Raw genomic sequence first — 14,227 nt, forward strand, 5'->3', positions numbered from 1 at the left:
TTTAAAAAACTCTTCGCTCGAAAGATGCCGACTGTAATCACATTCGCTTCGCTAAACTTTTCTGCTGATTAATTCGCCTTGATTAATCCTGGTTTTTCTTAACTAGCTGATTTGGAAAGTAGAAGTAAGTATGTCGAAAGATTTTAGTCGTTTGATTCGCTCCTTAGGTGGTGTGTTTTTGTCGTTCCTAATGGTATTGATTGCTATGCCTGCGAAAGCGGATATAGCCGGGCTTGATGTCCAATTGTCACCGGTAAGTGGCCAATACGATAACGGCAGCCAGATTGAATATACATTGACCTTAACCAACACCTCTGGTTCCACACTTTCCGGGTTAGAGGTCAATGATGAGATCATGAACATCATGACTTCCGGTGATTCCGGCGGTTCAGTGAATGCATTTGAAAGCGCAGAGATCTCCGCGTCCGCTTCTTTTCTATCTTCTGCTGGTGACTACGACAGAAATGGAAATCTCGCCGCGACCAACGTAAACATTCGAAACAACGGCACGGTGTCCTACACCATCAAAGCAACCGTTTCTGAGCAGGCGGCGGGTGATATTAACAACGTTGCCAATGTTCGCTCTGGTGCGCTTTCACGAGAAGACTCAAACACTACTACCCACCAGAGAGTGGTGTATGAGCACAGCATCGATCTTTCTGCGTCGGTTGATAAATATGGCGCAGGGCAGGCTCTGGTTTACACCCTAAAAGTATCGAACACAGGCTCTGCAAAAATCCAAGGTATGACGGTTACCGACCTTGTAGCAGATATTGAGGCCGAAGACATCAATGGTGCAATGATTTCAGCCTTTACGTCTGTCTCAAACAGTTCTTCTAATTCGGGTTCAGGGAGTAATGCGGGGACGTTCTCAACAAGCGGTAACTTGGATGCGAAGGATGTATCTATCGCAGTTGGTGGTTCAGTCACCTATACCATTCGAGGTCAAATCGATTCAACGTTGGTCGGCGACATCATCAATGACAGCGCTGAAGCAAAAACACGTGACGACAACCAATCAGCTGGTGGCATCACAACGCCGCCAAAAGACGCTGATGTCACACTCTCGCACTCGCTCAACAAAACGGACGATTATCTCGTTAGCGAAGATTTCTCATACACCATCACAGTGCGTAACGCTTCTGGTGCAGGTATCGCTCACAACTACACTGTTCAGCAGTTGATGGACTCGTTGAAGTCGGATCTAGGCAACGACATCAGTAACGACAAAAATGCCGACGACACAACGGGTAACCCGTACTCGACTTGGACCAATGAAGTAGTATCGATTGGCTCGAACAGCCTTTCTGAGCTACAAGCATCGGGCAAGCAAACCGACAAATCACTCGACGATAAAGTGTCTATCTACCCTGGTGAAGAGATCGTTTATTCCATTGTGGTGCATGCAAGTCCCGTTTCTATCGGTAAGATCCCTCAGTTGGAGGCGAAAGTTCTTAACGATGAAGGCGGCGCTGATTCAGCTGGCGTGCTTGCAAATACGCTAAACACGGAAGATGTTCTCGATTCATCATCGAGCCAAATTAAACGCAACAAGCGAACCAAAGACACGACGTATGTGCCAGGTGTTTCTGGTGAGAATGAAGTGGTTTACGACATCGAAATCTCGAACGCGGATTCAAAATACTTTGCCAATGATGTCATCGTGTTAGATAAGTTTGCGTGTAACGTCACTGAGCAAGTTGATGGTTCGTCTGGATCTGCTTTTTCTGAATGGAAACTTGAAGTCGCGGATAGCCGTGGCGAAGGCTCTAACTACGGCTCTTTTGATTATGGCGCTTGGACCACCGACGATATTGACCTAAAAGTCGATTTGGCTCCTGAAGGTTATGTTCGTTACAAGTTGACGGCAAGAGTGGCGGACGACAGTGTAGGTCAGATTGTTGATGATGGCACAGATGCGGGACTTTGTTTGGGGGATAACCTAGGCGAAATTGGTTCTGGTGTTCAAATGCCAAACTCAAACTTAAAAGTTCAAAAAGAAGTAGACTCTCGCTACTACTCGTCGGGTAGCACCCTAAACTACACCATCACAGTAGAAAACAGCGGTGAAGGATACGCGATCGATGTACCTGTTTATGATGATCTGGCTTCTGTAACCACTACTTCTATCAACGGTACATCAACTAAAGCCTACGTAAGTTGGGTGGTAACGGCGACCTCTTACGATGAGGATGGCAATGTTTCCACAAACAGTAAGCCGGGTTTTACGGGCGAAATTGCAGGTAATCAGAGCAATAAGAACATCCTAGATGTAAGTGCGACGGTTGCCCCTAAAGAAACCATCATTTATTCGATTGCTGCAGTAGTTAATCCAATTGCGGATGATGAAATCCGAAACGAAGTTGAAGTGGATGGCAAGCTTTATTCGGATCGAGGCTCTTACCCTCGTGATTACTACCTAGTGTTGGATAAGCGCGTAGATGGGAATGATGAACAAAACTGGTACACCAACACGACTAATGAAGTGACTTATACCATCAGTGTGACTAACCCTGAAGGCAATGGTTTTGCTTCCAATATCGAAATTAAAGACGACATCAGCGCAATAGAGGCAGAACTGCTGGAGCCTGCTGGTGCGATGAAGAAAGTCTTTACCTCGTGGACTATTTCAGCAGATATTGAGGCGGATTCGCCTTGGTTAAAAGTCGCCGCTGACGCCGGAGACTTTTCTGATAACAACGATCTTGATGTTATTGCTCAAATCCCACCGGGTGTAACCATCAAATATACCATTGTTGGTACTCTTGATCGCAGTGTTGATTCTGAGATCCTGTGGGGATCGTTCTCTAACACAGCAACCGTCAAGTCGACTGACGCAGAAGATAACATCAATCTAGCGGATTCAGTCTCGACGCATCCAAACGAGCCAAATCTTGTTGTGGCGAAAACCGCTCAAAACACCGATTTTATTGTTGGTGAGCGTGCAACGTTTGACATCTACATCTACAACCGTGGAGTGGGTTACGCCAATGATGCAACCGTTAAGGATGACATCGAAGCGCTGAACTTCTTCTCGAGCTGGTCTATAACAGGTTCAACAAACACCGATGAGCCAGGCTCACGCTACGGTGACGTTTCAGACAACGAAAACATCGATACTGACGTTGATATCACTCCGGGAGGGTGGGTGCATTATGAAGTGTCTGGTATCGTCAAAAATGATTATCCACACGACCAAGTTTCAAACCGTGTTGATGTTTATGACCCATTGACGGACCGCGACCACAGTTCTTCTGCTCAAATCGACAATAAAGACAGCGCGTTTGATATCAATGTCTCAATTACAAAGACGACAGATGTCGTTCGTTATACGCCTGGTGAGTACCTTGAATATACGATTTTGGTTAAGAACAGTGATGAAGAAAATGTGGCAGAGGTGGAGCTTAGAGATGAACTCTCTAAGGTTTTTACAACTCTTGCTAATGACAAAGATGGTTATGTCGAAGATGTTGCAACTCAACAAGCCTTTGAACACTGGTTAGTTGATACTGGCAGCGGTTATGGAAGTGAATCGACTAATGATGTAAGAGTTCCTTTATCTCTTGCTCCTACTGAGTTGAAGACGATAAAGATCAAAGCTCTAGTCAAAGATAATGCGGTCTCTAATGGCGTGGAAGCTGGCAATCTAAATGTTATTCGAAATGAAGCTTTACTGCTCGATATGCGAGATTCTGGTTGTACGACCGATTGTGAGTATTTCAAACGTGCCGTTGCTGAAAACCATCAGGTTTACAACAATGGTGATGTTTTCCGTACCACTAACATCAACCGTTACTCTCCTGGTGATGAGCTGATCTACACCTTCAAGTACACCTCACAAGATGGTAAAGGCTACCGTAATAACGTTGATGTGAATGAATTGATTAATGGTATTTCAGTTCAATTGCAAGATGGCTCAACGGGCAACCCGTTCTATGATCCGACGACAAAGACTAATCAGTTCAGCGTAAGTGTAGAGAAAAGTGATCTTGCGAATGCGGGCACTACAGATGGTACTAAAGACGGTAAGGTCGCTGACAACAATGACATTGTGACCACGATTGATATCGATGAAGGAGAAGATGTCACGTACACCGTGAAAGGGATGATTCGTCCCGATGCGGTGGGTGATATCAGCTATCGTGACACCATTGTTATTCCGAATGATTATCACCTGAATTTTGACAAAATCACTGATGAAACGGTTTACGAGCCGGGTAAAACGGTTACGTATCGTTTGATCATCGAGAATGACGGTAAAGCCAATGCCGATGACATTCCTATTGTCGATAATCTTGAGGATATCACGGTAGATCTCGTTGATGGCAGTACAGGTGATGCATACGTTACTTGGGACATTACCTCAAAGGCGACCGGTGACAATAAAGAGTACGTCGACGCAGGCGCAGGTGCTGGCAATGTTTATACCTCCAGCGACAGTAACCTAGACGTATTGGCTGATATTCCAATGGGGGCAACCTTGGAATATGAAGTGGTTGCGACTGTTAATGACAAAGCGCAAGGCGAAATCGTCAACTTGTTAAAGGTTGATGGCGACAGTATTGCTCACAGTATTAAGCAGACTGTAAACAAAGTTGAGTACGAGAAAAATATTCTAGCTTTCTATGATGTAGATAGAAACAAGCTAACTGGTGCAACTCACTACATGCCAGGTGGTTACGTTGAGTATGAAATTCTGATCGAAAACATTGCCGAGGCTCATGTCGATGATATGAGCCTACGTGATGACATTGATGAAATTATGACGGACTACTATGACGGTAGTCGAGGCCCTACATTTGTTGAGTGGACGATTACGACAGATACCGATCGTTCTGGTATCTCTGATCCAGATGTAGATGGTGCCATTGTCACAGGCACACCTATTACAGATCCTATCAATACTCACGTCGATATTGCAGCCAAAGACTTCGGCGGTTTCTTAACTACGCCTCATGTCCGCTATGTGATTCTTGCGAAGATCAGCCCAAAAGCGGTAGGTACGTTTACTAACCGAGCGTTTATTGATGAAGATGATGGCAACAAGCTAATTGCGGTGTCTCCTCCAGCGTCAATGGCTGATCCGGAAATCAGCTTCAATAAGAAAGCCTTCTCTGATGCTGGATTCGGTACAGAGAAAACGACTTACTCGCAAGCATCGGGTGAGAGTGAGGTTTACTACCGTATTCAGCTGAAAAACAACGGCTATGGCACCGAGTATGGCTCTCATATAAAAGACACCATCTCAGCGATTCAAACCCGTATTGCGGAAGATAATTCGACGGCGGGTGGCGATCCTGTCGGCCAACCATTTAATGCGGGCTGGGAAGTGAGTTTGGCGAAAGATGCAGCACCAGACTCGATTACCGAGGCAGTTGGTTTTGTCGATGGTTCTCGTATTGATATCGACAATGACATTGTTATCGCTCCTCAGGAATCATTGACGTTCACCATCCATGGCACCATCCGTGAAGATGCGTTGGGAGATATTCAAAACACCGCGAACTACGATGGCAAAAACCGCACGGCTACATTGCTGCCTTTGGCGAACAACATCAATGTGGAAAAACGCGTCGTGTCTATTAATGGTACGCCTTTCACCTCAGGAGATACTTACATTCCGGGTGACGAAGTGGAGTACGAGTTCGTCGTTACTAACCCAGAAAACGGGTGGGCGAACGATGTGCGTATTCAAGATACGGTGACCGATATTGGTGTTGAAGTTATTGGCGGTACAACCAAACCGGCGTATGCCTCTGGTGACATCAGCCATACGGTGAGTAATGGAATCGACGCGAACATTGATACCTATGTTCCGGGTTACAGCGTAGCCGGCAATCTCGATATCGAAGTGGATATTGCAGCTGGCGAAGCGTTGACCTTTAACCTGACAGGTACAGTGAGAGACGACGCGCTGGGTGAGATTGAAGCGAACCGAGTGACCGCTGATAGTAAGTCGGATTCGTCGGAACCTATTCCACCTAAGCCTTCAGAAATCAACTACTTCAAGACGCTAGAGTACACCGATGGCGATTCCGCGAGTTGTTCGGTTCCTTCTAGTGATGGCAGTGGCTGTACTTATGCGCCTCGCGGTGATGTTGAGTATCAAGTAACCCTTGAAAACACGGGCGATAGCATCGCTAATGACGTTCGTGTTATCGATGCCATCAACAATATTAATACTTCAGATGGCACAGCAGCATTTACGCAATGGTCAACGTCGATCGCAGTTGAGCCGGCGGGAACCTACGACGTCCAGGGTAACTACAACGGTAACGTACCATTGAATGCCACAGTAGACCTTCGACCTGGAGAACACATTGTTTTTGATGTGAAAGGGACGGTGGCTGCTTCTGCGACAGGTTCAATAACCAATACTGCACAAGTCAATGGCGACAACACGAACGATATTGTTCTGGAAGCTGGCCGATCTCAGTACTTAATCGATAAATGGACCGATACTCCTCAATATGTACCGGGGGGCACAGTTAACTACTACATCGATATTACCAATGACGATGTAAGTACCGGCTTTTTTGGTCTGCTGGATGACATTAACAGTTTTGAAGTTGAAACAGTTGATGGCTCTATGAAGCCTGCTCTAGAAGAATGGACTCTGGATTATGAAGTGTTGTTTGATTCTGCACCTTCAGATCCTGCGGCAAATGATTTCTCCGAGCTAGATAAGCTCGTTGGTGTAACCAACCCGGATATCAATATTCCAGCGGGCTCAATAAAAATGGCAGGACGTGATGATGCAGGTACTGGTGGTGGTGATAAATACACCGTCATTCGTATCCACATACGAGGTAAAGTTCGTGATGATGCCGTAGGTCGTTTTACCAATACCGCTTTCCTTCTTTATGGTCTGGGTAGTAAACGAGCGAAGCTAACACAAGGCTACATCACACCAAAACCGGGCCAATTGGAACTGACAAAAGAGACGACACCGATTGCGGAGCCGGATGCGAAATACCAACCGGGTCAGCCTGTAGGGTACAAAATCACGTTAACTAACGTCGGTGAAGGTTACTTGGTAGACCAAGTGCTGGTGGATCGCATTGATACCATTATGACTGATGTGGCGAACAGTACCGACAAAGCACAAGCCTTTACGGGTAAATGGGTGATCAGTGATGAAGTACTGGGTGGTAGTGGCGATCCTTTGCTGAACGCTCGTAAAAACGTGATCGATACCGATCAAGGTTACAGCGCGACTTACAGTATCCACCCTGGCGATAGTTACTCTTTCGTTGTGACGAATACCGTCAACGACAAGGCCAAAGGCAACATCACTAACCTAGTTAAAGTGGACAGTGATGGCACAGACTACACAGCGGAAGCGACGTATTTGCCTGAAGACGCACAAGTCACGTTGGCGAAAGAAGTCGACAAGCTTGAATACCTACCGGGTGATACGCTGACTTATACCGTGACGGTTAAGAACAACGGCTTAGGCTGGGCGGAAGCCGTCGAGATTGAAGACACATTGAAGTCGATTGAAACGACACTTGCTGGCGGTACCACAGGAAAAGCGTTTGACCCAAGTTCAATTCAGATTTCAGCGGTCTCAACAACGGGTGAAACACCAGTTCCAGCACCAACAACAGGTGAAGATCTGAAAGAGACGCTGGATATCGCTCCTGAAGATACGATCGTTTATACCATTCAAGCGACAACGGTAGCCAATGCGACGGGTGACATCACCAATACAGCGAGTACAACGTTTGAAGGGAATACAACAGAAAAAAGCGCAATCAGTACACCGATCCTCGCGACGGTATCCATCGACAAATCGGTAGACACGCCAACCTATGAAGTGACGAAGCTGATCAACTACGACATTACGGTGAGTAACACGTCATTGGCGTTTGCTTCTGGTGTTGAACTGAAAGACATCATCAGTGACATCGATGTTGACACCACCAGTGGTAACAAAGAGTCAGCGTTTATGTTGTGGGAAGTGACGTACGAATCATCGGATGAACGCACGGTTGTGACACCAAAGACGTTTGAGCTGAGCGACGATATTAATGCAACCATGGATATTGCGCCTGAGAGTACCGTGACCTTCCGTGTGAAAGCGCTGATCCGTACCACAGCGATTGGTGAGATCAGCAACACTGCCACCGTCACTTACAACGGTGTTTCTCAAGATTCAACAGCGATTATGCTGCCGATGGATCCCGATTTTGTTGCCACCAAAACAAACGTTCAAACCGAATACGAACCTGGTGAGGAATTGGAGTTCTTGATCACCATCGAGAACACCTCGAATAACTACATCACCGATTTGAGCGTGGTGGATGACATGTCGTCTATCCAAGTTGGTTATTACGATGGTACGACAGGCCCTGCGTTTGTTGATGGTTCAACATCGCTTGAGGTTGAATCACAAACCATAGGCAGCAATGTCGAATCAGTTAGCCCGATAGAATACAGCGTGGATATTGCACCAAAAGGTAAGGTGGTATTCCGCGCGAAAGGCACGGTTGTGGATTCAGCGACTGGAGCTATTGTGAACACCGCGCAAGTCGATGGTGGGGATGTGATCAGCCCTCCTGTTCAGAGTGTGAGTGCGGTTGTGCAAGCTGAGCTTTACACCGACGCACCACATTACGTGCCGGGTGAAAAAGTGGAATACCACCTAGTGATTGAAAACATTGGACGTGGTATTGCGAAGAACGTTGCTATCTATACCCAGTTCAGTGAATCCATGGGTGATTACATCGATGGTTCTCGTGACAAAGCCTTTGATGATTGGACGTTAACGGCGGATTGGCAGGGTGCTGAAACTCAGCCGGGCGATTATGAAGACGATAAAGATCTATTCACCATCGTTGATATCGCACCGGGCGGTAAGATTGATTACACCTTCACGTTGACCGTCAATGAAGACATGCTGACCAACATTGATGTACTCGGTTACTACTTAGATCTGACGTGGAATCCGGCTGCAATGGCGCGCTCAAAAGGCATGATGCCGTCGCCAACCTCAGTGCAGGGTTCAGCAGACCAAGTCGCAGCGTTGGATTTACCGCCTGTTCCTGCTGAGCTTGTGGTCGAGAAGCGTTCTGATAAGCCGGAATACACACCGGATGATGATTCCGTCACTTACTACTTAGCCGTCACGAACCAAGGTGATGGTAACGCGGCCAATGTTCGTCTAACCGATGAAATCAGTGAGCTGCAAAATGAAGCGGGCAACAAAGTCTTCACTGACTGGACGATTGAAGGTGTCGAAGTAGACGACAGCGGCAGCGTGATTGATCGCCACACCTTCCCGGCAAGCGAAGATTTGGACTTAACGGTCAACCTTAAGTCGAAAAAACGTAATGCGTTTGCCTTTGAAGTTGTGGGCACGCTAGGTAAAGGTTTGGATGACGACATCACCAACACCTTTACCGCGACAGAAACCGACGGTACACAAACCAGTGACAGCGTGACCACGCACATCAAGAAGATCCCAGATAACAGTGGTGAACTTCTGCTAACGAAAGCGGCGTTGCAAGACACCGCGCAAGTGGGCGATGCCGTGGAATACGAAGTGATCGTGGAAAACAACAATGAATCGTACTTCAAAAACGTCACTGTGGAAGACCGTTACCCTGGCGGCTTCAAGTACATTCTTGATACATCGGAAGTGGTGTTGAGTGGCCCAGATGGTGAGTTTGGTAATGAAGACGACCGAGTGTTGACGATCGAACCATCAGACACGGGCAAGTTGCTGTTTACCTCATTGAACTTCGACCCTGGCGAGAAGCTACGTATCCGTTATCTACTGCGAGTTTCCGTTGGTGCGACGTTTGGTGACTACATCAACACCGCGGTATCGAAAGTCGATGGCCTTGCGGTATCGAACGAAGACAGTGCCAAAGTAACCGTAGAGCCGGACAAGGTATTTGATACCTCATCCATCATCGGTAAGGTGTTTGAAGACCACAACAAAGACGGTTTCCAAGCAGACGCGACGGCATTTGATGTGGAATTGATTGCCAACTTGCCTACACAGGACTACATCGCTGGCTCTACAATCGTCGTCCGCGATGGGAAAGAGCTGTCGGTTAAGGATGAGCAAGACAATGGTCAAGTGATTTCAGCCGCGCAAGAAGGTGTTGAATTGGGTGATCTTTGGGGCCACTCGATAAACCGCACCATCTCTGAAACAAAATCTGTCGCGATTCAATTCAAAACACGTACTCGTGAAAGCTTTGATTTTACCGTCACATCGGACGGTGGCTCCCGCATCGAGTTTGATGCGCAAGGCCAAATCAAGTTTGCTCATGAATCAGACAAAAAGAACGGCCTAAGTGCAGAGAATCTTAACGTCACAAGAAACCTCTATCGAGATGGCGATGCCTACTTGTGGGAAATCGTGATTGAGAACAAAGGGGTTTATGAAGACGGGATACCAGGTGTCAAGCTGATGACGGTGGAAGGCATCGTCATTCATACAGACCAGTACGGACGCTACCACGTGCCCGACCAATGGGTGCTGAATAAGAAAGGGAAAAACTTCCTAGTGAAGTTAGACACTGACTCGCTACCGACTTCGATGGAAGTGGTGAGCGAAAACCCGAAAGTGTTGCGAATTACCCCGAATAAGCTCACGAAGTTTAACTTCAGTGTTCATCGCAAAGCGAAAGACACCGAGCAAGAGTAGTGAGTCATTAGAGCAGTATCTGGAATTTGTATGAAAGTATTTAGCAAGTCTCGTTTAGCTACCTGTATTATTTCTGCCATGCCGATGATGGGCATGGCAGCCGATACCAGCAAGTTAGAAAAACTCGAGTCAGAGACCACTGATATCTCGGTCGAAACACCAAAACAAGAAGACGACGCATCGCGTATTTATTTAGACCAAGGCGCAATTTGGGCGAGTCGTGATATCACGCGATTTGACCCAGTGCTGGATGTGAGCGTTAGTGATGAGCTGGAGGTGGAAGAGGGTACGCTGCGCGATAGCGTTGGTTTCACCATTACCACTAACTACAGCTACTACATCAAAAAATACCAACTTGAAGTTTATCGCGTGGGCGACTTTGGTTTGTCCGAGCCGATTGCTGTGCTGGAAGGCGATAAGTTGGCCAACGATTTTGATATCAACTGGGATGGTGCTACAGATGTAGACTACCAGTTTGACGTTGGTGGCCAGCTGTTGTTCCGACTAAAAGCATGGGACAAAGACGGCAATATGGATGTCACTACGGTTGGTGTGACGGATCTCGTTCGTCCGGATGCAGAAGTTGACATCGACCGAAACGACAACGAAGACGAAGAAGGCAAAGGCCGCAGCTATGGCCAAGCTAAGTTGATGCGTCACAACATTCCGACCGACGCAGGTCTGGCGAAGTTTATTGGTACCGGCCTTAAAGGCGTTGATAAAGTCATCATTGGTGAAGACGAATTCGACGTTGAAGATGGCAACTTATACGCCGAGCAGTATCTACCTACCGACGCGTACGTATTCCCAACCAAAGTCGTGTTTGATAATGGCGATGAGCGCCGTTACCAACTCTACGTGCGTATCCCAGACACTTACTATGCACAAACTGGTTTGGCGGATTTGTACATCGGTAAGAACAACGTATCAGGCAACAGTGCAGCGCTTGGCGTTGATGATCAATACCAAAACGACATCTACAACCAAGGTCGTCTGGCGTACTTTGGCCAAGGTAAGTTTGGTGACAAGCTGCGTATTACTACCCACTTTGATACCAAAGAAAGTGAATTGAAAGACATGTTTAAGCACCCGTTTGCATCGGAAGATTCAGACGTGTTTGACATTCTGGAAGACGATGACGAGTTGTACTACGGCAACTATGGCGACAGCTCAAACATCGAGAAAGTGGTCAATACCAAAGGCAAAGTCTACCTAAATGTAGAGTACGACAAGTCGCAGTACTTGTGGGGTAACTACAACACGGGTGTCACAGGCACAGAAACCAGCGATTACAACCGTAGCTTATATGGCTTTAAAGCGGACTACCGTACTCGCGATACCACTCAATACGGTGAAGACCGATTGAACATCGTTGGTTTTGCAGCAGAAGCAGATTCCCTGTACGCACACGATGAATTTTTGGGTACAGGTGGCTCGCTTTACTTCTTGCGTCACGGCGAAGCCGTACCAGGCAGTGACAAGGTTTACGTTAGGGTCGTGGATGAAAGCGGCTTAACGCAAAACGAAGTGCCACTAGAGCCGGGGCGTGACTATGAATTCGACCCATACCAAGGCCGAATTATCCTGACCAAGCCGCTAGACAACATCATGTCTGACAGCTTCGGCAGCGTAATTGAAGGTAACGACGATTACGAAAACTATCTGGTTGTGGACTACGAATACGTACCACAAGGCTCTGACTCACTGGATGCGATGTCTTACGGCGGCCGTGTGAAAGGCTGGGTGAATGACTACATCGGCCTTGGCGTCACCTACGCGACGGAAGAAAAAGACAACCAAAACTACCAAGTTTACGGCTCTGATTTAACGCTTCGTGCGACGGAAGGAACGTTCATTAAAGCGGAATTCGCTCACAGTGAAGGTCGACAAACCGAGTCGAACTTTGTCTCGTACGATGGTGGTTTAACCTTTACGCCAATTGGTGACAGCCTAGAAGATCGCGAAGGTGACAGCATTCAAGTGACAGCCGTTGCGAACTTGTATGACTTGGCGCCGAGCATCTTCGGCGCGGTCGGTAACGACGTCAAACTTTGGTACAAAGACAAAGACGCCGGTTACAGCTACGCAAGCAGCAGCGACGACCTTGAGCAAGAAGCTTATGGGGCGGAATTGCGCCTGCAAGCCACTGACCGTATTGCTGTTTTATCGCGTTTTTCTGCCAACGAAGAGCGTGATATGGATGGCAATCTGAAAACAGATTCTGAGACCATTGAGCTAGAAACCCAATTCAAACTGACTCAGCACATCAAGCTATCGGCAGCAGGCCAACAGGTGGATGAGCTCAACCAAGCCGATGAGCAAAGTAACGCAACCTTGGCGGGTTTACGTTTGGATTACATGTGGGACAGCGACAACAGCGTGTATGTCAAAGGCCAAACCACCATGAACCAATCGGACGACTACGACGATAATGACAGTGTTTCTGTGGGTGCTGAGTTCCGCGTGTTGGAAGACTTATCACTGGGCGGTGAGTACACCACTGGTGATCGTGGCGAAATTGCCGAAGCGACGGTGACGTATGATGTTTCTGACGACCACTCTACCTATGTTACTTACGTAGATGACAACTACGAAGGTGAAAACAACGTGATTGTCGGTCAACGTGCTGACTTGACTTCAAGTGTGGATTTCTACCAAGAGAACCAATTTGTCGATGAAAACGATGGCCACGGCCGTATCGACTCCTACGGATTTGGTTACGACGTGACGGACGATGTCGAAATGGGCATTGGTTATCAACAAGGTGAAATCGAAGACGATGAAAACCAAGTCACTGAGCGACAATCCGTCAGCTTGAATGCGTCAATCGATTTGGATGACATCAACTTGAGTCACAAACTGGAATACCGTGTCGACAAGAACGAAGACGATCCTGATGTCGCACAGCGAGAGCTGGAGCAGATCGTGACGACCAACAGTTACACGCATCGCTTAACGGAAGAGCACACCTTGTTTGGTAAGTACAACTACTCGATTACTGAGAGTCAAACCACAGGTGAGACCATGGCGCGCTTTGTCGAGGCAACAGGTGGCTTAGCATACCGTCCAATTTACAACGACCGTCTGAACTTATTGAGCCGTTATACCTACATTGCGGATTATGACCAACTAGACCGTGATGTGGATTACCAAGATGAAACCAGCCAAATCATCGAAGTCGAAGCGATTTACAGCATCGATGAAAACTGGGATGTCGGCGCGAAATACGCACATAAAGACAAAGAAGAAGTCTTTGCGCGTGAATCCGGTAAGAACGAAATCGTCAAAAGCGACATTGACCTGTATGGCTTAAGTGCTTCTTATCGAGTGATGAAAGAGTGGGACGTCACAGGTGAATACCACTGGAAAACGGATACCTTAAATGATGAGTTGGAACATGGAGCCTTGGTGTCAGTGAATAAGCACATTGGTAACAACTTCAAAGTCGGTATTGGTTACAACTTCTCTGCCTTTGATAGCGACTTAACCAACGATGATGACTACGACGCACAAGGCGTATTCATCAACTTGGTTGGTAAGTTATAACCCCATCCGTGAATGAGT

General features: G+C 47.2%; 2 protein-coding genes. Both read left to right on the forward strand.

Features of this window, described 5'->3' with window-relative positions:
* Positions 1 to 130: 130 nt before the first annotated feature.
* The gene (locus tag ITG12_RS17070) at positions 131 to 10,663 is read left to right on the forward strand and encodes a DUF11 domain-containing protein (protein ID WP_248874603.1); all 10,533 of its coding nucleotides are present in this window, start codon (positions 131 to 133) and stop codon (positions 10,661 to 10,663) included.
* A gap of 30 nt (positions 10,664 to 10,693) precedes the next feature.
* On the forward strand, positions 10,694 to 14,209 hold the full coding sequence (locus tag ITG12_RS17075; protein ID WP_248874604.1) for a hypothetical protein: 3,516 nt from the start codon (positions 10,694 to 10,696) through the stop codon (positions 14,207 to 14,209).
* Positions 14,210 to 14,227 lie beyond the last annotated feature (18 nt).

The organism is Vibrio sp. ED002, from assembly GCF_023277445.1.
Taxonomy (GTDB): Bacteria; Pseudomonadota; Gammaproteobacteria; order Enterobacterales; family Vibrionaceae; genus Vibrio; species Vibrio jasicida.

Coding starts and splice junctions, on each gene's coding strand:
- ITG12_RS17070 (WP_248874603.1), top strand. CDS start 131: ATGTCGAAAGATTTTAGTCGTTTGATTCGCTCCTTAGGTGGTGTGTTT.
- ITG12_RS17075 (WP_248874604.1), top strand. CDS start 10,694: ATGAAAGTATTTAGCAAGTCTCGTTTAGCTACCTGTATTATTTCTGCC.